This window comes from Saccharothrix sp. HUAS TT1 (genome assembly GCF_040744945.1).
In the GTDB taxonomy this organism is placed as follows: domain Bacteria; phylum Actinomycetota; class Actinomycetes; order Mycobacteriales; family Pseudonocardiaceae; genus Actinosynnema.
The window spans coordinates 7,856,584-7,878,122 of the sequence record NZ_CP160453.1; the positions used below are offsets into that span (position 1 = coordinate 7,856,584).

Genomic DNA, 21,539 nt, shown 5'->3' on the forward strand with positions numbered 1-21,539 from the left:
TCGCGTGGTCAGGCGCGGGAGAGCCAGACCGCGGAACGCGGGGGCAGCACCAACTCCGCCACCGCGCGCACGTCGGCGTCGCGCGCGGTGCGGCGGGAGGCGCCGGGCGTCGCGGCGGCGTCCGGCACGGCCACCACCGCTTCGAGGGCGCCGGAACCGCCGAACTCGACGGCCTCGGTGTGCAGCACCACCTCCCACACCCCGGCCGACGGCAGCGGCAGCCGGAAGCCGGGCCGCGACCGGTCGCCGAAGTTCGCCACGCAGACCACGTCGGCGGCGCCGGGCGCACGGCGGGTGAAGGCCACCACGCCGCGCTCCGGGTCGTCGTCCACCAGCCACTCGAAGCCGTCCGGCCGGTCGTCCGCCCGGTGCAGCGCGGGGAACTCCGCCTGCACCCGGTTCAGCGCGGCCACCAGGCGGGCCAGGCCCGCGTGCACCGGGTCGGCCAGCAGGTCCCACGCCAGCTCGCGGTGGTCGGCCCACTCGTGCGGCTGGCCGAGCTCACCGCCCATGAACAGCACCTGGCCGCCGGGGTGCGCCCACATGTGCGCGAGCAGCACCCGCAGCCCCGCCGCGCCACCGGTCTTGGCGATCAGCGAGCCCTTGCCGTGCACGACCTCGTCGTGCGACAGGGGCAGCAGGTAGCGCTCGCTCCACGCGTAGTCCAGCGGCAGCTTGAGCCGGTCGTAGTCGCCGTCGCGGAAGTAGCGCAGGGTGTCGTGCATCCAGCCCAGGTTCCACTTGCGGTCGAAGCCGAGGCCGGACGACGACGTGACGCCCGGCCAGGTGGTCGACTCCTCGGCGATCAGCAGCGCGTCCGGGTGCAGCCCGGCCACGGTGGCGGTCAGCTCGCGCAGGAACGCCACCGCCTCCAGGTTCTCGTTGCCGCCGCGCTCGTTGGGCTCCCACTCCCCCGGTCCGCGCGAGTAGTCGCGGTAGAGCATCGACGCCACCGCGTCGACCCGCAGGCCGTCGACGTGGAACTCCTCGATCCAGTACAGGGCGTTGGCCACCAGGAAGTTGCGCACCTCCGGGCGCCCGTGGTCGAACACGTAGGTGCCCCAGTCCGGGTGCTCGCCCCGGCGCGGGTCGGGGTGCTCGTACACCGGGACGCCGGTCAGCCGCCCCAGCGCCCAGTCGTCCTTCGGGAAGTGCGCGGGCACCCAGTCCAGGATCACGCCGATGCCCCGGCGGTGCAGCACGTCCACCAGGTGCCGCAGGTCGTCCGGGCTGCCGTACCGGGCGGTCGGCGCGTAGTACGACGTCACCTGGTAGCCCCAGGAGCCGCCGTACGGGTGCTCGGCCACCGGCATCAGCTCCACGTGCGTGAAGCCCAGGTCCACGACGTGGTCGGCCAGCTGCTCGGCCGCCTCCCGGTAGCCCAGGCCCGCCCGCCACGAGCCGAGGTGCACCTCGTAGACGCTGATCCGGTCCGGCCGGTGCCGCCACGAGCCGTCGGCCCACACGTGCTCCGATCGCGCCACCACCGACTCGACCACCGGCGGCGGCGTGGTGCGGAACGCCATCGGGTCGGACTTGCCGCGCCACACGCCGTCCGCGCACAGGATGTGGAACCGGTAGCGGTGCCCGGCCCGCGCCAGCGGCGCCACCGTCCGCCACACCGGGACCAGCGGGTCGCACACCAGGTCGACCTCGGGGCCCCAGTCGCCGCTGACCCGCACCGCCCGCGCCCCGGGCGCCCAGAGGGTGAAGCGCACGCCGTCGTCCACGACGTGCGCCCCCAGCACCTCCCACAGCCGCTCGTGCCTGCCCTCGGCGATCAGGTGGCGGTCCAGGTCGGTCAGCACGGGCGCGGCGACGGCCGTCACGACGCGCCGCCGATCAGCTCGCGCACGGCCCGCAGCGGCACCGGCAGCCAACCCGGCCGGTTCGCCGCCTCGTACCGCACCTCGTACAGCGCCTTGTCCAGCTGGTAGGCGCGCAGCAGCGCGGACGCGGCCCGCAGGTCGACCCCGGACTCGCTGGCGTACCCGGCGAGGAACGCCCGCTGCGTGTCGCGCACCCAGTGCCGGCTGCGCCGCTCGTCCTCCACCGACCAGTACGTGGCGGTCAGCCGGTGGTGCCCGGCCACGTAGTCCAGCGACCGCAGCATCCCGGCCACGTCGCGCAGCGGCGAGTCCGGCCGGGCCCGCTCGGCGGGCGGCGCGGACGGCTCGCCCTCGAAGTCCAGCAGCACCCACCGGCCGTTGCCGCGCAGCACCTGCCCGAGGTGCAGGTCGCCGTGGACGCGCTGCACCTCGCCCGGCGAAGCGGCCCGGACCCGGTCGCCCAGCGCCACCCGCAGCGCCGCCGCGTAGGGCCGCAGCGTCGGCGCGACCTCCAGCGCCTCGGCCAGCCGGGTCAGGAACCGGTCGGCGACCGCCCCGTGGTCGGCGGGCGCGGAGCCGAGCGCGCGCCCCAGGTCGGCGTGCACGGCCGCGACGGCGACCCCGAGCCGACCCAGCTCGCCGACCAGGTCCAGCTCGCGGGTCGTGCCGGTCAGGGTGTGGCCCAGGTCGACCCGGGCGGCCTCCCAGCCGTCGACCCCGTTGTCCACGAAGGACTCGACCAGGCCGAGGGTGTCCGTGCCGTCGAGGGTGATCGAACCCAGCAACCGCGGCACGTACAGGCTGTCGCGCAGCACCCGGTGCAGCGTGAGGTCGGGGTTCTCCCCCGTCCACACCCGCCGGAACAGCTTGAGCACGCTGTGGTCGCCGACCACCAGCGAGGTGTTGGACTGCTCCACGCCCATCGGGCGCACGTCGCCGGGGTCCTCGGGCAGGTCGACGCCGGGCTCCGGCCGGAACTCGACGGCGCCCGCCGTCCCGGACCGCGCCACCAGCTCGTACAGCCGGGTGACCAGCTCGGGGTCGGCCAGCGCGTCGTAGTGCACCTCGTCGCCCGCGGTCCCGATCACGGCGTCCGCCAGGCCCGCGGGCAGGTCCGCGCGGATGCCGACGGGCACGTGGAAGCGGCCGTGGGCGGTGTCGACGACGGCGATCACGCCCCGCACCTGGCCGCTGTCGCCCGGCCCGTCGGCGAACACCTCGACCCGCTCGACGGTCACCTCGCCCGCGTCCTCGGCGGGGAACCACCGCTGCCGCGGCAGCCACCCGGCCAGGCCGGAGAACCCGGTGATGGCAGTGGTCATCGCGAAGGCACCTCCATCTGGATGGCGAACCAGTAGAAACCGTGACCGGGCAGCGTGATCTGGTACGGCGCCACGCCGATGACCGGGAACTCCACCCCGCCGGTCAGCTCGGTCAGCTCGTGCCCCTGGAACTCGCGCAGGTCCAGCTCGACCGCCTGCGGGTGCCGGGACAGGTTGTTCACGCACAGCACGATGTCCTGGCGGCCGTCCTCGGAGACGTGCTCGCGCAGGTAGGTCATCACGGCGGCGTTGCCGGACGGCAGCTCGCGGTACCCGCCGAGGCCGAACGCGCCGTGCCGGCGGCGGACGTCGATCATCCGCTTGGTCCAGCGCAGCAGCGAGCCGGGGGTGTCGATCTGCGCTTCCACGTTGAGGCTCTGGTAGCCGTAGACCGGGTCGGAGATCACCGGCAGGTACAGCCGGCCCGGGTCGCCGGAGCTGAACCCGCCGTTGCGGTCGGGCGTCCACTGCATCGGGGTGCGCACGCCGTCGCGGTCGCCGAGCCAGATGTTGTCGCCCATGCCGATCTCGTCGCCGTAGTACAGCACCGGCGAGCCGGGCAGCGACAGCAGCATCGCGGTGAACAGCTCCTGCTGGTTGCGGTCGTTGTCCAGCAGGGGCGCCAGGCGCCGCCGGATGCCGATGTTGGCCTTCATCCGGGGGTCCTTGGCGTACTCGGAGTACATGTAGTCACGTTCCTCGTCCGTGACCATCTCCAGCGTCAGCTCGTCGTGGTTGCGCAGGAAGATGCCCCACTGCGCGCCGGACGGGATCTCCGGCGTGGACGCCAGCACCTCCGAGATCGGCACCCGCGACTCCTGCCGCACGGCCATGAAGATGCGCGGCATCAGCGGGAAGTGGAACGCCATGTGGCACTCGTCGCCGCCGACGCCCGGGTCGCCGAAGTAGTGCACCACGTCCGAGGGCCACTGGTTGGCCTCGGCGAGCAGCACCCGGCCCGGGTACTCGTCGTCCACGACCTTGCGGCACAGCCGCAGGAAGTCGTGCGTCTCCGGCAGGTTCTCGCCGTTGGTGCCCTCGCGCTCGAACAGGTACGGCACCGCGTCCAGCCGGAACCCGTCGATGCCCAGGTCCAGCCAGAACCGCAGGACGTCGAGCATCGCCTCCTGCACGGCCGGGTTGTCGAAGTTCAGGTCGGGCTGGTGGGAGAAGAACCGGTGCCAGTAGAACTGGCCGCGCACCGGGTCGTAGGTCCAGTTCGAGGACTCGGTGTCCACGAAGATGATCCGGGCGTCGGCGTACTTCGAGTCGTCGTCGCTCCACACGTAGAAGTCGCCGTACGGCCCGTCGGGGTCGGTCCGCGACTGCTGGAACCAGTGGTGCGAGTCCGAGGTGTGGTTGAGCACCAGGTCGGTGATGACCCGGATGCCGCGCTTGTGCGCCTCGTCCAGCAGGTGCACGAAGTCCTCGATGGTGCCGAACTCGGCGAGCAGCGCCCGGAAGTCGCGGATGTCGTACCCGCCGTCGCGCAGCGGCGAGTCGTAGAACGGCGGCAGCCACAGGCAGTCCACGCCGAGCCACTGCAGGTAGTCCAGGTGCTCGGCCAGGCCGCGCAGGTCGCCCGAGCCGTCGCCGTTGCTGTCGCTGAACGCGCGGACCAGCACCTCGTAGAAGATCGCGGACTTGTACCACTCCGGCTCGACGCCGATGGGCGTGGCGACGAGGGGCGACTCGCCGCTGGGCAGCAGGCGGCGCGGCATCAGCCCTTCACCGCCACGACGTGCGCCACGGCACGGGTCGGGTCGAGGCGCACGTAGTTGCGCGCGCCCCAGTCCCAGGTCTGGCCGGTCACCTCGTCGTGCGCGGTGAAGTCGTCCGGGACGCCGAGTGCGGCGAGGTCGGGGGTCAACGTGCCCTCCTGGGGGTGGTCGGGGTCGAGGGTCACCACGGCCAGCACGGTGTCGCCGGTCGCGGGGTCGCGCTTGGAGAAGGCCAGCAGCGCGGGGTTGTCGACGTGGTGGAACGCCAGGCCGTCCAGCGACCACAGCGCCGGGTGCGCCCGGCGGACGCGGTTGAGCAGCGCCAGCCACGGCTCCAGGGACTCGCCCCTGGCCCGTGCGCCGGCGTAGTCGCGCGGGCGCAGCTCGTACTTCTCGGAGTGCCGGTACTCCTCGCTGCCCGGCGCGACGGCCTCGTGCTCGAACAGCTCGAACCCGGAGTAGACGCCCCAGGTCGGCGACAGCAGCGCGGCCAGGGCGGCGCGGATGGCGAACGTCGCCGGTCCGCCCTCCTGGAGGTGCCGGGGCAGGATGTCCGGCGTGTTCACGAACAGGTTCGGCCTGGCCTCGTGCGCGTGCGCGGCCAGCTCGCGGCCGAAGTCCTCCAGCTCCGCCTTGTCGGTGCGCCAGGTGAAGTAGGTGTAGGACTGGGTGAAGCCGAGCCGGGCCAGGCCGTACAGCCGCGCGGGCCGGGTGAACGCCTCGGCCAGGAACAGCACGTCCGGCCGGTCCCGGTGCACCTCCGCGATCAGCCGCGCCCAGAAGTCCGGCGGCTTGGTGTGCGGGTTGTCGACCCGGAAGACGCGCACCCCGTGGTCGATCCACAGCTCGACCACCCGCAGCACCTCGGCGTACAGGCCCTCGGGGTCGTCGTCGAAGTTGAGCGGGTAGATGTCCTGGTACTTCTTGGGCGGGTTCTCGGCGAACGCCACGCTGCCGTCGGGCAGCCGGGTGAACCAGTCCGGGTGCCGCGCCACCCACGGGTGGTCGGGCGCGCACTGCAGCGCCAGGTCCAGCGCCACCTCGACGCCGAGGCTCGCCGCCCTGGCCACGAACGCGTCGAAGTCGGCGAACGTGCCCAGGTCCGGGTGGATGGCGTCGTGCCCGCCGTGGGCGGAGCCGATCGCCCAGGGCGAGCCGACGTCGCCGTCCAGCGCGACCAGGCTGTTGTCCTTGCCCTTGCGGTTGACCTCGCCGATCGGGTGGATCGGCGGCAGGTACACCACGTCGAAGCCCATCGCGGCGATCCGGTCCAGCTCCCGCGCCGCGGTGCGGAACGTGCCGTGCACCGGTCGGCCGCGGTCGTCGACGCCGCCCGTGGAGCGCGGGAAGAACTCGTACCAGGAGCCGAACGCGGCCTTCGGCCGGTCCACCCACAGCCGGTGCGGCACGCCCTCGGTGACCAGGTCGCGCACCGGGTGCTCGTGCACCTCGGCCAGCACGGCCTCGTCCAGGGCCGCGGCGAGCCGGTCGGTCAGCGGCAGCGCGCCCGAGCGCAGCCGGACCGCGGCGTCGCGCAGCAGCACGCCGTTCGCGCCCTCGGCGAGCGCCGCCCGTTCCAGCAGCCGGGCGCCGATCTCCAGGTCGTTGGCCAGTTCGGTCGCGCCTTGCCCGGCGCCGGTCTTGGCGCGGATCGCGTGCAGCCACGTCGACCACGGGTCGGACCAGGCGTCCACCCGGAACTCCCACTCGCCGACCGCGTCCGGCACGATCACCGCGGCCCAGCGGTCCGCGCCCGGTTCCTCCAGGCGCATCCGGGTGCTCAGCCGGGCGCCGTCGGGTCCGCTCCACTCCACCGTCGCGGCCACCGCGTCGTGCCCCTCGCGCCACACCGCGGCGCGTACGGTCACGTGCCGGCCGACCACGGCCTTGGCCGGCCTCGTCCCCGACGACACCGCCGGGGAGACGTCGTCGACGACGAGCCTGCCCACCGTCGCGTCTTCCTTCATCAGGTCCACCTCTCGGACTGGGAGACGTGGGCGCTCCCTCGGGAATCGCCCACCCAATCGAGAATGAACCCGGGCAAACTCCTTGACCATCAATCCGGAACCACTGGGAAAATTTCACGTAGTAGCCCGGAAAAGCACGGAACCCGGCAGTCGACAATGTCGACGCCGGGTTCCGGGCGGTATTTCCTACAGTTCGTCGCGGTAGCCCTGGCTCACCTCGACCACGACGCCGTCGGGGTCGGTCAGCCAGGCGCTGCGCCAACCCGGGATGAAGCTGTCGAAGTCGACCGGACCCAGGTTGACCTGCGCGTCGTCGCCCATCTGCCGGAGCAGGGCGTCGACGTCGTCCACCTGGAAGGCCAGGTGCCGGACCGCGCCGACGTTGTCCGGGCCGTCGCGCTCCACCAGCGTGGGCGCGCCGGCCGCGTCCACCGCGGCGCCGCCGAACAGCTCCAAGTACACGTCGCCCGATTTCAGGAAGACGATCGACGTCTCCCCCAGGTCGAAGAACCGGGCGCGCTTGAAGCCGAACCAGCGCGTGTAGAAATCCTCGGTCGCTGCCAGGTCGCGGCAGTTGAGCGCGACGTGGGACCACTTCATGGGATCGCCTTTCGGTGAGGTCGGTCGGCGACCCGTCCGCCGCGTCAGTCCGCGGGCAGCCCGACCAGCTCGCTGCTGAGCCGCCACAGCCGCTGCCGCGCGGACGGGTCGTAGCACTGCTCGTGCGCGCGGGCCTCGCGGACGCCGTCGTAGTAGCGCCCGGTGATCCCGGCGAGGTCGTCGGAGAGCGCGAGGCGCAACGTCGCCTCGGAGCCCTCCGCCACGGTGCTCATGGTGTAGCCGAAGGTCTCGTGGACCATCTTGGTGCCCATCAACGACGCCGGGTGCAGGCTGTTCACCGTGGCCTGCGCCGGGTCGAGCCGCTGGGCCAGCTCGAAGCAGGTCGCGATCTGCGCCAGTTTGCTCTGCCGATAGGCGCGCAGCGGCTCGTAACCCCGGTGCAGCATCACGTCGTCGAAGTCGATCGGGCTCTGCCCGGCCGACGCGACGGTGACGATCCGGGCGGCGGGTGACAGCAGCGGGAGCAGCAGCCTGGTGAGCAGGAACGGGGCGAGGTGGTTCACGGCGAACCTGAGTTCGTGTCCCGCCTGGTTCTCCAGGCGCCGGTCGTCGCGGCGGCCCGCGCCCATGCCGGCGTTGTTGATCAGCACGTCCACCCGCGCGCCGTCGTCGGCCAGGCGCGCGGCCAGGTCGCGGACCTGGTCGAGGTCGGCGAAGTCCGCCAGGTAGGTCCGCGCGTTCCCGCCCACGTCCCGCGCCGCGTTGGCGAGGCGTTGCTCGTCACGACCGTGGATGATCAGGTCGGCCCCGGTGGCGGCGAGCCTGCGCGCCAGGTCCAGGCCGAGCCCGTCCGTGGCGCCGGTGACCAGGAAAGTGCGGTCCTTCAACGGTGTTCTCCTCGGGTGTTCGACTCTCGACCGGGCGCCGTGACGCCGGTCAGGCCAGTTCGGTGACGGCCCGCACGCTCTGCGAGACGGGGTCGCCCTCCAGGCAGTGGGCGAATTCCTCCCACACCGGGATGATCTTGGCGAGGTGGTCGTCCAGGTTCTCCTGGCTCTCCCAGCGCTCGAAGAGGGTGAACTTGTTCCCGTCCTCCTCGTGGCGCAGCCAGACGAAGTCCACGCAGCCCTCGTCCACCAGGGACAGGCGCTGGATCTCGGCCAGCACCTCGACGGCCTCGGCCTGGTGCTCGGGCTTGACGGTGATGTGCAGCAGGAACGTGGGCACGGTGATCCCCTTCACGGACGTGGTCACGGCAGCGGCACCCCGAGCTGGCGGAGCAGGCCGGCGGTGTCGGCCTGGACCCAGCGCTCGGCGATCTTGCCGTGCTCGAAGCGGAAGACCTCGATGCTGGTCCACGCGATCGGCTCGCCGGTGGCGCGCTGACCGAGGAAGTCCTTGACGAACCGGCCGGTGAAGGTGATGTGGATGACGACCTTGTCATCGCCCGCCGGGTAGATCAGGTCGTGGTGCGAGGTGAACGCCATCGCCTCGTGCGCCTCGGCCAGCAGCACCTTCAGCTCGGCGACGTCGCGGACGCTCCACGCCGGGTTGTTGTCGGTGAAGCCGGGCGCGAACAGCTCGTCCATGTCGTCGTAGCGGCGCTCGTTGACGACGTCGTTGAGCGTGCGGATCGCGAGGACGTTCTGCTCCTCGACGCGCAGCGGATCTGTTGTGGTCACTGGGTTTTCCTCCGGTGCCGTGTGGACTGTGCACGACCAGACTGCCGACCGGGGGCAGGTCGGACAATCAGCCCGGGTCCACTGTGGCAACTGCGCTGAGACGTGCCGGGAGCGCTCGACCGGTGAACGGCGCGTCGCCATTCCCCTTCGGCGCGTGCGTGCGCACGCAGTCGGTCGACGAGGATTTCCCGCGCGAATGCGTGACCGCGCCGCGCAATGCCGTGAGCGCGTACCTGTCGGTGATGGCGGACGGTTTTTCTCGCGCCGGGGGAACACGTGTTCGGCGCACCCGACGCCATGCCCGAAAGCCGGCCGACCGGCACGCCCGGCGAGATCCGCCGCTGGGCGGGCGCTGCGGGATCACGTAGGGGCAGGATCACAATTCCTGCGCCCAAGCGGATTCGACTGGTCGCACCGGCGGGACGGGAGGGGTGGGCGATCGGGTCGGGCGGCGCCGGGTGTTCGCTCACCCACGACGACTCGCCGCCCAGGTCTTCGGCCGGCCGGGCGGTCCTGGTCGGCTCGACCGGACCGGCGTCGGGCGCCGCGTTCACCGCGCGCGGGGTCACCACCGGCGGCCCGTCGACGGCGCGCGACAGCATCAAGGCGATCTCCTGTGGTGGGAAGGATGCGCTGTCACGCCCTGTGGACCCGCCGCGCCGAATACGATGACCGCGATTTCCCCGGCTCGGCCCGACCGCGCGGAGAACACCTGATGACAGACCACCGCAAACGTGAGCTGGGCGCGTTCCTGCGCGCCCGGCGGGAACGGCTCAAGCCGCAGGACGTCGGACTGGACACCGGCGGCAGGCGGCGCACACCCGGGCTGCGCCGGGAGGAGGTCGCGCAGCTGTCCGGCGTCGGCCTGACCTGGTACACGTGGTTGGAGCAGGGCCGCGACATCCCGTCGTCCCGGCAGGTGATCGAGGCCCTGGCCACGACCCTGCGGCTGGACGACGACGATCGCGACCACATCTTCGAGCTGGCCGGGTTGCGCGCGGCCGAACCGCGCTCCCCCGACGGCGAGCTGCCCTCGCTCGTGCAGCGGGTGCTGGACAACCTGATGCCGAACCCGGCGTACGTGTTCGACCAGCGGCTGGACATCCTGGCGTGGAACGCGGCGCAGGCGATGCTGTGGCTGGACCCGGCGAAGGTCGAGCCGGCCGAGCGCAACCTGCTGTGGCTGATCTTCACCGACCCGATGGTCCGATCGCTGCTGGTGGACTGGGAGTCCGCGGCCGGCAGCGTGCTCGGCCAGTTCCGGGCCGCCGCCGGTCGCAACAGCTCCGACCACCGGTACGTCGAGATCGCCGACCGGCTGCGCCGGGTGAGCCCCGAGTTCGGCAAGCGCTGGGACTCCTACCCGGTCGCCGAGTTCGACGTCGAGGTCAACCGGCTCGACCACCCGAAGGTCGGCCGGATCGACCTCGACCTGCTGCACCTGCGGCTGGTCGAGCACCCGACGCTGACCGTCGTGCTCCAGACGCCGGTCGGACCGGTCGACTCGGCCCGCATCGCGACCCTCCTCGACCGGTACGAGTGACCGCCCGCGGGTGCGGGCGGTCACGTGCACTCGCGACGGCGTCCCGGCCGGTCGGGCACCGGGTGGTGGGCGCCAAGGGGGAAGGGACGCCCACCACCCGTCCGGGCCGACTCGGGGGATGATCGGCACGACCAGGACACCGTCGCGGTGCGGTCAGGCGGCGGCGCGCTTGCGGGTCAGCGTCACGCCGATCACGGACGCGACCACCGAGACCACCACCGCCACGATCAGCGCGTAGCGGAAGCCCGCCACCAGTGAGGCCGGGTCGGCCTGCTCCAGCGGCGTGCCCTCGCTGAGCAGCCCGCCGGTGACGCCGACCGCGATCGCCGCGAACGCCGCCGCGCCGAGCGCCGCGCCGAGCTGCTGCGAGGTGTTCAGCAGGCCGCCCGCCAGGCCCTGCTGGTGGTCCGGCACGCCGGACGTGGCGGAGATGCTGACGATGACGACCGCGGAGACGTGGCCGAAGCCGATGACCGCCATGCCGACGAGGATCCACCAGATCGCGCCGGTCGCGGGCAGGACCGCCAGCGCCACGGTGCCCACCGCCTGCATCAGCAGGCCGCCGACGAGGGTGGCGGTGCTGCCGAGCTTGCCCGACACCTTGCCCGCCGCCATGCCGGCCACCACCGCGGTCGCGCCGAGCACGGCGAACGTCAGACCGGTCTGCAGCGGCGTGAAGCCCTCGATGCCCTGCAGGTACAGGGTGAGGATGTAGGCGATGCCCACGAACGAGCCGATCAGCAGCACGTTGATCAGGTTCGCGGTCAGCAGCACGCGCTGCGCGACGACCTTGAGCGGGATCAGCGGGTGCGGGCTGCGCTGCTCGATCACCAGGAACGCGGCGAACAGCACGATCGACACCACGAGCGAGACCAGCCAGCCGAGGCCGCCCTGGGTGATCGTGGACAGCGCGTACACCATGCTGATCACCGAACCGGTGATGGTGACCGCGCCCGGCACGTCGAGCTTGCGGTTGCTCTCCTGGCCGCGGCTCTCGCGGATCAGCTTCGGCGCCAGCAGCGCCGCGCCGAGGCCGATGGGCACGTTGACGAAGAACACCCAGCGCCAGTTCAGCACGTCGGTGAGGATGCCGCCCAGCACCACGCCCGACACGAAGCCGAACGACAGCACCGCGCCGTAGACGCCCAGCGCGCGGTTGCGCTCAGGGCCTTCGGGGAACGAGGTGGTCAGCAGCGACAGCGCGGCCGGCGCCACGACGGCCGCGGCCAGGCCCTGCGCGCCGCGCAGCAGCACGAGCTGGACGTCGTCCTGCGCGATGCCCGCCACCAGGGAGACCAGGGCGAACGCGACCAGGCCGATGATGAACAGCCGGCGCCTGCCGTAGAGGTCGGAGATCCGGCCGCCGAGCATCAGGAACCCGCCGAAGGTGATGGCGTAGGCGCTGATGACCCATTGCAGGCCGGAGGTGGTGAACCCCAGCTCGGCCTGGATGACCGGCAGGGCCACGTTCGTGATCGAGAAGTCCAGCGCGATCATGAACTCGGCCAGGCACAGCAGCAGCAGGACCAGCCCGGCGTTCGGGCGCCGTCCCGTCGCGGTCGAGTCGGTCGTGCTCGTGGTGGTGCTGGTCGTGCTCGCCGAGTCCGACGCGACGGTGCCCGTCGGCGTCGGCCCTGCGGCCGTTTGGTCGGCCATGTGAGACAAAGTCGGCTCCTTGATATCGCCGGCGTTACGCCGATGCGCTCACTCTCCCCACCCCGCAACCGGGTAACCAGACCAGAGTCTTTCCTAGTAGTGGGACTACCAGGCTGGGCCGCGCCGGCGGCTCGCGCGAGGCGTTCCGGACGCATCACCTGCGCATTCGTGCCGGTTCGAAAAACCAACGCTCGGGTCGGCCTCGAACAAGGCGCTACCGCAATTCCGTCAAGTCCACCCAGTTGCACCGGCTGCCTTGCCTGGACCCTGTGACGCGGATTGACTCGTGTCGTCAAACAAGACACCGAGATGTCACAGCGGGTGACGGCCATCACGGTCTGTTCACAACCGCCCGGGGCACAGGGGAGAAATTCAGTGGCAGCAACCCTCGACAATGATCTGATCAGCCGCTTCGTCGGCGATTGGTACCGCGCCCTGGACGAGCACGTGACCGAGGAGGAAGTCCTCGGATATCTCGTCCAGGACAATCCCGAGATGACCTTCCCGGAAGGCAAGCTGACTTCCGTCGAGGAATTCCTGGGTTGGTACAGGACGGTCGTCAACCGCTTTTTCGACGAGGTGCACGAAGTCACCGGGGTCACGTCTTCCATTCGTGGCGACGTGGCCGACGTCAAGGTGCGCGTGAATTGGCAGGCGCGCATCTGGAACCCGCCGGCGGCGACCAGCCAGTGGCTGGGCTTCGACGCCGACCAGACGTGGCAGGTGGTGCGGGACGACGCCGGGCGGCTGCGGATCCGCTCCTACGTCGTCGACGCCCTGCACCCGATGCCCGGCTCCGCCGAGCTCTGAGCGAACCTCACAACCAGGGAGTAGAGAAGTGACCCGACGAGTTCTCGTGGTGCTGTCCGAGTACGGCTACTGGGGGGAGGAGCTGGTCGGTCCGCTGGAGGCGTTCGACGCCCGCGGCTACCAGGTCACCTTCGTCACCCCCACCGGCAAGCGCGCCCACGCGCTGCCGCCGAGCATGGACGCCGACTACATCGACCCGCCGCTGGGCCGCACGGTGACCACGCCGGAGATGGCCCGCGCCGTCCGCGCCCTGGACGAGTCCGACCGGCTGGACAACCCGCTCAGCCTGGCCGACCTCATCCCCGAGCGGCCCTACAACAGCTCGATCAACCACCTGCGCGAGCTGGAGGCGTACCACCGCGCCCTGCAGCCCGCGGTGGACGACCTGGTCGCGGCCTACGACGCGCTCGTGCTCGTCGGCGGCTCCGGCCCGCTGGTCGACATGGTCAACAACGAACGCCTGCACGAGGTCACCCTCGCCTTCCACGCCGCGGACAAGCCGATCCTCGCGGAGTGCTACGGCGTCACCGTGCTGGCCTTCGCCCGCGACTGGGAGTCCCGCCAGAGCATCATCTACGGCAAGCACGTCACGGGGCACCCGAAGGAGTACGACTACAAGGACGGCACCGGCTTCCTCGGCGTCGACTTCAACATGGGCCCGCCCCCGTTCCCGCTGGAGTACATCCTGCGCGACGCGACCGGCGCCTTCGGCGGCTTCCACGGCAACGTCGGCAAGGAGCTGTCGGTAATCGTGGACCACCCGTTCGTCACCGCGCGGTCCACTCCGGACTCCGCGCTGTCCGGTGAGCTGCTGGTGCAGATGCTGGAGAACGGCCTCCGCCGCTACGGCTGGTAGGGCGCCACGGGCGGACGCGGCGCCGGTCCGCGCCGCGTCCGCCACCACACTGGGGAAGGTGGAACGAAGCAGATGAGCAAACGACCGGGACGGGTCGCGATCTTCGAGCAGTTCGCGGCCGACGGTATCAAGCACATGTTCGGCAACCCGGGCACCGTCGAGCAGGGCATGCTCGACGCGATGGGGCAGTCCGAGATGGCCTACGTGCTGGCGCTGCAGGAGAGCGTGGCCGTGGCGATGGCCGACGGGTACGCCCGCGCCTCGCAGGGTCCGGGCCTGGTGCAGCTGCACACCGGTGTCGGCCTCGGCAACGCCGTCGGCATGCTCTACCAGGCGAAGCGGGGCGGCTCGCCGCTGGTCGTGATCGCCGGTGACGCCGGGGTGCGCTACGACGCGATGGACGCGCAGATGGCCGTCGACCTGGTCGGCATGGCCGAGCCGGTGACGAAGTACGCCACCCGGGTCACCGACCCGGGGTCGGTGCTGCGGGTGCTGCGCCGGGCGGTGAAGATCGCGATGACGCCGCCGCGCGGGCCGGTGTTCGTGGCGCTGCCCGCCGACGTGCTGGACGCCGTCACCGAGGAGCCCGCGATCCGGACCGTGGTGCCGTCCACCCGCGTGCTGCCCGAGCCCGCCCTCGTGGCGCAGATGGCCGCCGTGCTGAGCGGCGGCAAGCGGCCGCTGGTGCTGATGGGCGACGGCGTCGCGACCAGCGGCGCGCAGCGCGAGCTGGCCACCGTGGCGCAGCTGCTGGGGGCCAGGGTGTACGGGGTGAACTCCTCGGAGGTCAACCTGGACGCGGCCGACCCGTCGTACGCGGGCAACGTCGGCCACATGTTCGGCGCCGACAGCGCGCGCATCGTGGCCGACGCGGACCGCGTGCTGATCGTGGGGACGTACGTGTTCCCCGAGGTGTTCCCGAAGCTGGACAACCCGTTCTCCCGGGACGCGAAGATCGTCCACGTCGACCTCGACTCGTACGAGATCGCCAAGAACCACCCGGTGGACATCGGCGTGGTGGCCGACCCGAAGCTCACGCTCGCGGCGCTGGCCGTGGAGCTGGGCCACCAGGGCGGCGCGGCGGCCACCCGGCCGGTCAGCCGGGCGAACCGGGTCGCGCCCTCGGGGCCGCCGAGCGTGCTGGAGCTGTTCACCGAGCGGCTGGCGCAGCAGGCGCCCAACGACCTCATCCTGTTCGACGAGGCGTTGACCGCGGGCGAGCCGCTGGGCAGGCACCTGCCCGCGCGCGAGCCGGGCCGGTTCTTCCAGACCCGCGGCGGTTCGCTGGGCATCGGCATCCCCGGCGCGCTCGGCGCGAAGCTGGCCCGGCCGGACCAGCCGGTCATCGCCTTCACCGGCGACGGCGGCAGCATGTACACCATCCAGGCGCTGTGGACCGCCGCCCGGTACGGGATCGGCGCCAAGTTCGTCATCTGCAACAACGGGCGCTACCGGTTGCTGGACCACAACATCGACCAGTACTGGCGCGAGCAGGGCATCGAGGCGCACGAGCCGCCGAGCGCGTTCGACCTGAGCAAGCCCGCCATCGGGTTCACCCAGCTGGCCGCGTCGCTCGGCGTGCCGGGCCGGCGGGTGAGCAGGCTGCGCGAGGTGGACGGCGCGGTGGCCGAGATGCTGAGCCACGACGGGCCGTTCCTGATCGACCTGGTGATCGAGTGAGCGGGCAGCGCGGGCGGTTGGAGCGGGCCGAGGTCGTCGGCCTGGTGCGGGACTGGCACGGTTCGCTGGAGCGGCACGTCGACGTGGCGGAGCTGCGGGCGAAGCTGGTCCGGTCGGGGCTGCTGCTGCGGCTGCCCGGCACGACCGTGCGGGACGGCGAGCAGTTCGCCCGGTGGTACCGGGAGCTGAACGACAGCTGCTTCGACCAGCGGCGGGACGTGCTCTCGGTGGAGGTCGACCTGGTGTCGCCGCTGCACGCCGAGGTCACCGCGACCCTGATGTGGGAGTCCCGGCGCTGGCAGCGCCCGGCCGCCCGCAGCCGCTGGACCGGCTGCCTGATCACCGAGCAGTGGCTGGTGGTGCTCCAGGACGGCGCGCCGCGCATCCGCACCCTGATCACGAGCTCGACCCAACCGCTGCCGGGCTCACCCCCGGTCGCCGACACCGCGAGCCGCGGTCTCGGCGAACTGGTCGCCGGCTGACCGCTCGGGTGACCGGTTCGAACCGGCCGCAACGCGACCGGCCCGAACCGGACCAACCCGAGCACCACCGGCCCGGACCACCGCGCCCCGGCCGAGCCGACCTGCCCGACCGGGCACGACCGGCCCGACCAGGCGGGACGAGCCTGGCCGGGCCGGACCGGGCAGAACCGGCCGGGCGCCACCGGCCCGACCGGGCGGCGGGACCGGACCGACCAGGCATGGCCAGGCCGAACCGGCCGAGCCGAACCGGCCGGCAACCAGCCGGCCCGAGTGCCAACCGGCTCGGGTGCCGACCGGCCCGGACTACCGCGACCGGACCGAGCCGATCCCAACCGGCTCGACCGGGCGCGACCGGCGCCGGCCGGGCGCACACCGATCCACCTCCCCACCACCGGCGGCGCCGCGGCACTTCCGCGGGCGCCCGGTGACACGCGGTGGCGGGCGGGACGACCCGCCCGCCACCCCCGTGCCGCGACGAGGCGGCAGTCCACTTCGGACCCTTCTGATGGAGACCACAATGGACCTGAACGCTCCCGTCCTACCCGGACCGCTCACCGGCCTGCGCATCGGCATCCTCATGGAGAGCGACTTCGTGGAGGCGGAGATCGCCTACTACCGGCTGCGGTTCGCCGAGGCGGGCGCCGACGTGAAGCTCTACACCCGGCTGTGGGGCAACGAGTCGCTGACCTTCACCGGCCGCGAGCTCGGCGGCGAGCTCAAGGTGGACGGCGACCTGGAGTCGCTGGACTACCACGAGCTGAACAGCCTGCACGCGCTGATCGTGCCCTCCGGCATGGTGTCGGACCGGCTGCGCTACAGCGAGCGCCCCGGCGGCGTGGCGCCCGCGGTGCAGGTGATGCGCCGGGCGTTCCGCATCCCGCGGCTGCTGAAGGTGTTCTCCTGCCACGGCCTGTGGCTGATGTCGGCCGCGCCGGAGGTCATGGCCGGTCGCACGGTCACCTGCCACAACAACCTGGTCAGCGACGTGCGCAACATGGGCGCGGTGTACTCCGACACCGACGTGGCGGTGGACCGCGACCTGATCAGCACCCGCACCGTCGAGCACTGCCACCTGCTGGCCCGCACCGTCATCGAGCAGCTGTCGTCCAGGCTGGTGGCGGCGTGACGACGGCGCCCGAACGCACCTACTCCGACCTCTACGGCGGGTACGTCGTGGAGTCGTCGGGCGACCGGCTGGTGCTGGTCACGTTCGGCGGCGACCGCGAGGTCGTGCTCCGGACGTCGGAGACCTCGGCCCAGCTGGTGCGCAACCTCGGCGAGCCTTACCAGGACGTCAACGGCAGGCTGGACGAGCTGCTGACGCCGGGCGCGATGGTGTTCAGCTTCGGGCCGGTCTACCCCGGTCCCGGCGCGCGCCGGCAGCAGGCGGAGCGGATGTGGCTGGTCGCCGACAGCGCGAGGGGCGCGGTGTTCGACCGCCCCGAGTGGTGGGTGGACCAGATCCGCTCGCTGGCCCGGTTCTACCGGGGCGCCCAGTTCGGCGCCGGCCCGGTCGACTTCGCCGACTACCGCACGGTGCTGCGGCTGGGCGGCGACAAGACCGAGTCGCACGTCCAGGAGACCGACACGATCTCCCGCCTGGTCTACGGCATGGCCACGGCGTACATGCTGACCGGCGACGAGGCGCACCTGGAGGTCGCCGAGCGCGGCTCGGAGTACCTGCGGGACAACCTGCGCTTCGTGGACGAGACCGACGGCGCCCGGCTGGTGTACTGGTACCACGGCCTGGAGGTCGACGGCGGCAGGCAGCGCAAGCTGTTCGCCTCCGAGTTCAGCGACGACGAGCTGACCGTGCCCGCCTACGAGCAGATCTACGCGCTCAGCGGGCTGGTCCAGACCTACCGGGTCACCGGCACGCCGTGGCTGCGCGACGACATCGAGGCGACGGTCCGGCTGTTCGAGCGGCACTACGCCGACCCGCGGCTGGGCGGCTACTACTCGCACGTCGACCCGCTCACGCTGAGCCCGCACGCGGAGTCGCTGGGGCGCAACAGGTCGAGGAAGAACTGGAACTCGGTCGGCGACCACGCCCCCGCGTACCTGTTCAACCTGTACCTGGCCACCGGCGAGCAGCGCTACCTGCGGATGCTGGAGCACACGTTCGACATGATCGTGACCCACTTCCCGGACCGGGGACCGGACGCGAGCCCGTTCGTGCGCGAGCGGTTCCACGCGGACTGGACGCCGGACAAGACGTGGGGCTGGCAGCAGGACCGCGCGGTGGTGGGGCACAACCTGAAGATCGCGTGGAACCTCACGCGGATGAACGCGCTGCGCCCCAAGAACGAGTACACCCGCACGGCCGCGCGGCTGGCCGCGACCATGCCCGGCGTCGGCCGCGACCCGCGCCGGGGCGGCTGGTACGACGTGCTGGAGCGGCAGGCCCGCGACGGCAGGCACGCGTTCGTGTGGCACGACCGCAAGGCGTGGTGGCAGCAGGAGCAGGCGATCCTGGCCTACCTGGTGCTGGCGGGCGCCACCGGTGACGCCGAGTACCTGAAGCACGCGGCCGAGGCGGAGGCGTTCTACAACGCGTTCTTCCTCGACCACGAGGACGGCGCGGTGTACTTCGCCGTCCAGGCCGCCGGCGAGCCGTACCTGCACGGCCTGGAACGGCTCAAGGGCAACCACTCGATGAGCATGTACCACTCCGCCGAGCTGTGCTATCTCGCCACCGTCTACAACAGACTGCTGTGGCAGGGCGAACCGCTCGACCTCTGGTTCTCGCCGGACCCGGACGCGACCTTCCCGGGCGACCTGCTGCGGGTGGCGCCGGACGCGCTGCCGCGCGGTCGGGTCGTGCTGGACCGGGTCCTGGTGGACGGCAGCCCGTACCGGGACTTCGACGCGGAGAGGATGACCGTGAAGCTGCCCGGCGGCACGGCGCGGCGGACGGTCCAGGTGCGGCTGCGGCCACTGGGAGAGGACGAGCGGTGACGGCGACGGCGAGCGCGGCGGCGGGCCGCCTCGGCGGGCTGCGGCCCGGTCCGGGCAGCCCCACCCCGTTCGGGGCGACCCCGACGCGCGACGGCGTGAACTTCGCGGTCGCCGCGGCGCGGGCCGACCGCATGTGGCTGGTGCTGATGGACCGCGAGGACGGCTCCGTGCTCACCGAGCTGGAGTTCCCGCCGGAGCACCGGGTCGGCGAGGTGTTCACGGTGCACGTCGCCGGGTTGGCCCCGGACGACGCGGACTACGGGTTCCGGGTCGGGCGCGACGGCGAGCGGGGCCCGGTCCTGCTCGACCCGGACGCCCGGCTGCTGGCCGGCGGCGGCGAGTGGGGGCAGCGGCCGTCGTACCGGTCCCGGATCGCCGTGCCGGGCTTCGACTGGGGCGACGACCGGCCGCCGCGGGTGCCCGCGGCGGACCTGGTGGTGTACGAGCTGCACGTGCGGGGTTTCACCCGGTCGGACACGTCCGGGGTGGTCGCGCCCGGGACGTTCGCGGGGTTGGCCGAGAAGATCCCGTACCTGCGGTGGCTGGGCGTGAACTGCGTCGAGCTGATGCCGGTCTTCGAGTTCGACGAGACCGACAACGTCCACGTGCACCCGGAGACGGGCGTGCCGCTGCTCAACACGTGGGGCTACAGCCCGGTCGGGGTGTTCGCGCCGAAGGCGGGCTACGCGCACGGCGACCGGCCGGACGTGGAGCTGAAGGAGCTGGTGAAGCAGCTGCACGCGGCGGGCATCGAGGTGGTGCTGGACGTGGTGTTCAACCACACGTCCGAGGGCGACCACCGCGGCCCGACGCTGTCGCTGCGCGGCCTGGACGAGTCCTCCTACTACCTGCTGGACGAGTCGGGCAGGCACCGCAACTTCAGCGGCGCCGGCAACACCCTCAACGCCAACCACCCGCTGGTGCGGGAGTGGGTGGTGCGCAGCCTGCGGCACTGGGTGCACGAGTACCACGTGGACGGGTTCCGGTTCGACCTCGCCTCGGTGCTCACCCGCGGTCGCGACGGCGCGCCGCTGGCCGACCCGCCGCTCGTGGCGGCGCTGGCCGCCGACCCGGTGCTCGCCGGGACGAGGCTGATCGCCGAGGCGTGGGACGCGGGCGGCCTGTACCAGGTCGGCGCCTTCCCGCACTACGGCCGGTGGATGGAGTGGAACGGTCGTTACCGGGACGCGCTGCGGGCGTTCCTGGTCGGGCGGGAGGGCACGACCGGTGACGTGGCCACCCGGCTCGTCGGGTCGCCGGACCTCTACAGCGGGCGCGGCGCCACCGCGTCGGTCAACTTCGTGACCTGTCACGACGGGTTCACGCTGGCCGACTGGGCGTCCTACGACCACAAGCACAACCACCTCAACGGCGAGGACGGCCGCGACGGCGAGGACCACAACACCAGCTGGAACGGCGGCGCCGAGGGACCGACCGACGACCCGGGCGTGCTGGCGGTGCGGGCCAGGCAGGTGCGCAACGCGCTGTTGCTGCTGCTCACCAGCCGGGGCGTGCCGATGCTGCTGGCCGGCGACGAGTTCGGCCGGTCGCAGGGCGGCAACAACAACGCCTACCCGCACGACGGTCCGCGGACCTGGGTGGACTGGTCGCTGGCCGACCGCAACCGGGACCTGGTCGAGTTCACCCGCGCCTGCCTCCGGTTCCGGCGGGAGCACCCGGTGCTACGGCGTGCCGAACACCCGCACGGCGAATCCACACCGGACGGCGGCTACCCGCCGGTGAGCTGGCACGGTGAGCAGCCGTGGCAGCCGGACTGGTCGCCGGGCTCGCACCTGGTGATCGCCATGATGCACGATCCGAATCCGGAGGGTCCCGGATTGTCGGATCGTTTGGATACTGTGGTCGTGGCCGCGAACTCCGGTCCAGAGGACAAAGAAGTGGCACTCCCCCAGCCACCCGCCGACAGCACCTGGCGCGTCTTCGCCAACACCGGGTTCGCCCAGCCGCTCGACGCCGCGACGACGCTGCGCGACGGCCACGTCCTGCGCGTCCCAGCGCGGTCCGTTGCCGTGCTGTGGGCACACACACCGTCCCAGGAGGAGGGTTCGAGATGAGCACTTCGGTCTACTCGGGTTCGAACGGTGGATCGACCACGGTCCACTTGGCAGGCGAGGTGGACGACGAGGCGCTGCCCCGTCTGCGCGACCTGCTCGACCAGCTCGGCGGCGGGCAGGTGCGCCGCCTGGTGATCGAGATGCGCGAGGTCACCGGCATGTCGCCGGTCGCCGTGCGCGCCATCGTGTACGCCCAGCAGCGGCTGCCCGCGGGCGCCGAGGTCATCGTGGTCGGCGCCCGACCGCCGGTGGCGGCCGCGCTGGCGCTGGGCGGGTTGGGGGGCACCGCGACCCTGGCCGGCTAGTCATCGCCCGGATCACGTCGCGGCACGGGGTGCCGCGACAGGGCCAAGACAAGAAACTTGGGGGAGTTCTGGTGGAGTTGCAGACGCATTTA

At 72.0% G+C, this 21,539-nt stretch carries 19 protein-coding genes and 1 pseudogene; 10 read left to right on the plus strand and 10 right to left on the minus strand.

The window, feature by feature from the left end; genetic code table 11:
- Positions 1 to 8: 8 nt before the first annotated feature.
- The 8 genes from glgB to AB0F89_RS34465 form a co-directional block, all read right to left on the minus strand.
- Positions 9 to 1,829, minus strand: coding sequence for a 1,4-alpha-glucan branching protein GlgB (gene glgB, locus AB0F89_RS34430; RefSeq protein WP_367130189.1), 1,821 nt, complete (start codon positions 1,827 to 1,829; stop codon positions 9 to 11).
- A complete protein-coding gene (locus AB0F89_RS34435) occupies positions 1,826 to 3,151 on the minus strand; it encodes an aminoglycoside phosphotransferase (protein WP_367130191.1) in 1,326 nt (441 codons plus the stop codon). Before AB0F89_RS34435 ends, glgB begins: the two co-directional genes overlap by 4 nt.
- Positions 3,148 to 4,872, minus strand: coding sequence for a maltose alpha-D-glucosyltransferase (gene treS / locus AB0F89_RS34440; RefSeq protein ID WP_367130193.1), 1,725 nt, complete (start codon positions 4,870 to 4,872; stop codon positions 3,148 to 3,150). The genes AB0F89_RS34435 and treS overlap by 4 nt, the downstream gene beginning before the upstream one ends.
- Positions 4,872 to 6,839, minus strand: coding sequence for an alpha-1,4-glucan--maltose-1-phosphate maltosyltransferase (locus tag AB0F89_RS34445; protein WP_367130195.1), 1,968 nt, complete (start codon positions 6,837 to 6,839; stop codon positions 4,872 to 4,874). The genes treS and AB0F89_RS34445 overlap by 1 nt, the downstream gene beginning before the upstream one ends.
- A 186-nt stretch (positions 6,840 to 7,025) precedes the next feature.
- On the minus strand, positions 7,026 to 7,439 hold the full coding sequence (locus AB0F89_RS34450) for a VOC family protein (protein WP_367130197.1): 414 nt from the start codon (positions 7,437 to 7,439) through the stop codon (positions 7,026 to 7,028).
- A 44-nt stretch (positions 7,440 to 7,483) separates the two neighbouring features.
- The gene (locus AB0F89_RS34455) at positions 7,484 to 8,287 is read right to left on the minus strand and encodes an SDR family NAD(P)-dependent oxidoreductase (protein WP_367130199.1); all 804 of its coding nucleotides are present in this window, start codon (positions 8,285 to 8,287) and stop codon (positions 7,484 to 7,486) included.
- Between the two features lie 49 nt (positions 8,288 to 8,336).
- Positions 8,337 to 8,654 carry a putative quinol monooxygenase gene (locus AB0F89_RS34460; RefSeq protein ID WP_367130201.1) on the minus strand — a complete coding sequence of 106 codons (318 nt, stop codon included), beginning with the start codon at positions 8,652 to 8,654 and terminating at the stop codon, positions 8,337 to 8,339.
- Positions 8,651 to 9,082 carry an ester cyclase gene (locus AB0F89_RS34465; RefSeq protein WP_367130203.1) on the minus strand — a complete coding sequence of 144 codons (432 nt, stop codon included), beginning with the start codon at positions 9,080 to 9,082 and terminating at the stop codon, positions 8,651 to 8,653. The genes AB0F89_RS34460 and AB0F89_RS34465 overlap by 4 nt, the downstream gene beginning before the upstream one ends.
- 122 nt (positions 9,083 to 9,204) lie before the next feature.
- On the opposite strand from AB0F89_RS34465, the gene AB0F89_RS34470 reads away from it, so the two are divergent.
- Positions 9,205 to 9,450: a hypothetical protein gene (locus AB0F89_RS34470; protein WP_367139185.1), complete on the plus strand. Its 246-nt coding sequence runs from the start codon at positions 9,205 to 9,207 to the stop codon at positions 9,448 to 9,450.
- A 33-nt stretch (positions 9,451 to 9,483) separates the two neighbouring features.
- Here the strand turns inward: AB0F89_RS34470 and AB0F89_RS34475 are convergent.
- Positions 9,484 to 9,684: pseudogene (locus AB0F89_RS34475) on the minus strand (hypothetical protein); the annotation flags it as partial.
- Between the two features lie 113 nt (positions 9,685 to 9,797).
- Here AB0F89_RS34475 and AB0F89_RS34480 point away from each other — a divergent pair.
- Positions 9,798 to 10,625 (plus strand): helix-turn-helix transcriptional regulator, encoded by an 828-nt coding sequence (locus AB0F89_RS34480; RefSeq protein WP_367130205.1) that lies wholly within the window; start codon positions 9,798 to 9,800, stop codon positions 10,623 to 10,625.
- 153 nt (positions 10,626 to 10,778) lie between these two features.
- Here AB0F89_RS34480 and AB0F89_RS34485 read toward each other — a convergent pair whose 3' ends face one another.
- Positions 10,779 to 12,281, minus strand: a complete 1,503-nt coding sequence (locus tag AB0F89_RS34485; RefSeq protein WP_367130207.1) for an MFS transporter — start codon at positions 12,279 to 12,281, stop codon at positions 10,779 to 10,781.
- Positions 12,282 to 12,656: 375 nt separating this feature from the next.
- Between AB0F89_RS34485 and AB0F89_RS34490 the strand changes: the two genes are divergently transcribed.
- The 8 genes from AB0F89_RS34490 to AB0F89_RS34525 all read left to right on the plus strand — a co-directional run bounded on the left by AB0F89_RS34490 (position 12,657) and on the right by AB0F89_RS34525 (position 21,447).
- Complete coding sequence (locus AB0F89_RS34490; RefSeq protein ID WP_367130209.1) at positions 12,657 to 13,091, plus strand: hypothetical protein; 435 nt, start codon at positions 12,657 to 12,659, stop codon at positions 13,089 to 13,091.
- Positions 13,092 to 13,119: 28 nt separating this feature from the next.
- Positions 13,120 to 13,947 (plus strand): type 1 glutamine amidotransferase domain-containing protein, encoded by an 828-nt coding sequence (locus AB0F89_RS34495; RefSeq protein WP_367130210.1) that lies wholly within the window; start codon positions 13,120 to 13,122, stop codon positions 13,945 to 13,947.
- Between the two features lie 72 nt (positions 13,948 to 14,019).
- Entirely contained in the window at positions 14,020 to 15,627 is a 1,608-nt protein-coding gene (locus AB0F89_RS34500) for a thiamine pyrophosphate-binding protein (RefSeq protein ID WP_367130212.1), read from the plus strand.
- Positions 15,624 to 16,109, plus strand: a complete 486-nt coding sequence (locus AB0F89_RS34505; protein ID WP_367130214.1) for a hypothetical protein — start codon at positions 15,624 to 15,626, stop codon at positions 16,107 to 16,109. Before AB0F89_RS34500 ends, AB0F89_RS34505 begins: the two co-directional genes overlap by 4 nt.
- Before the next feature lie 517 nt (positions 16,110 to 16,626).
- Positions 16,627 to 17,235, plus strand: coding sequence for a DJ-1/PfpI family protein (locus tag AB0F89_RS34510; RefSeq protein WP_367130216.1), 609 nt, complete (start codon positions 16,627 to 16,629; stop codon positions 17,233 to 17,235).
- Positions 17,232 to 19,067, plus strand: coding sequence for an AGE family epimerase/isomerase (locus AB0F89_RS34515; RefSeq protein WP_367130218.1), 1,836 nt, complete (start codon positions 17,232 to 17,234; stop codon positions 19,065 to 19,067). The genes AB0F89_RS34510 and AB0F89_RS34515 overlap by 4 nt, the downstream gene beginning before the upstream one ends.
- Positions 19,064 to 21,142 carry a glycogen-debranching protein gene (locus AB0F89_RS34520; protein WP_367130220.1) on the plus strand — a complete coding sequence of 693 codons (2,079 nt, stop codon included), beginning with the start codon at positions 19,064 to 19,066 and terminating at the stop codon, positions 21,140 to 21,142. The genes AB0F89_RS34515 and AB0F89_RS34520 overlap by 4 nt, the downstream gene beginning before the upstream one ends.
- Positions 21,139 to 21,447: an STAS domain-containing protein gene (locus tag AB0F89_RS34525; RefSeq protein ID WP_367130222.1), complete on the plus strand. Its 309-nt coding sequence runs from the start codon at positions 21,139 to 21,141 to the stop codon at positions 21,445 to 21,447. Before AB0F89_RS34520 ends, AB0F89_RS34525 begins: the two co-directional genes overlap by 4 nt.
- Positions 21,448 to 21,539: the final 92 nt, after the last annotated feature.

Bases quoted from the DNA above. Each gene is read 5' to 3' on its own strand.
- treS (WP_367130193.1), bottom strand. From the start codon at position 4,872: ATGCCGCGCCGCCTGCTGCCCAGCGGCGAGTCGCCCCTCGTCGCCACG.
- AB0F89_RS34510 (WP_367130216.1), top strand. From the start codon at position 16,627: ATGGACCTGAACGCTCCCGTCCTACCCGGACCGCTCACCGGCCTGCGC.
- AB0F89_RS34485 (WP_367130207.1), bottom strand. From the start codon at position 12,281: ATGGCCGACCAAACGGCCGCAGGGCCGACGCCGACGGGCACCGTCGCG.
- AB0F89_RS34435 (WP_367130191.1), bottom strand. From the start codon at position 3,151: ATGACCACTGCCATCACCGGGTTCTCCGGCCTGGCCGGGTGGCTGCCG.
- AB0F89_RS34525 (WP_367130222.1), top strand. From the start codon at position 21,139: ATGAGCACTTCGGTCTACTCGGGTTCGAACGGTGGATCGACCACGGTC.
- AB0F89_RS34450 (WP_367130197.1), bottom strand. From the start codon at position 7,439: ATGAAGTGGTCCCACGTCGCGCTCAACTGCCGCGACCTGGCAGCGACC.
- AB0F89_RS34500 (WP_367130212.1), top strand. From the start codon at position 14,020: ATGAGCAAACGACCGGGACGGGTCGCGATCTTCGAGCAGTTCGCGGCC.
- AB0F89_RS34445 (WP_367130195.1), bottom strand. From the start codon at position 6,839: ATGAAGGAAGACGCGACGGTGGGCAGGCTCGTCGTCGACGACGTCTCC.
- AB0F89_RS34480 (WP_367130205.1), top strand. From the start codon at position 9,798: ATGACAGACCACCGCAAACGTGAGCTGGGCGCGTTCCTGCGCGCCCGG.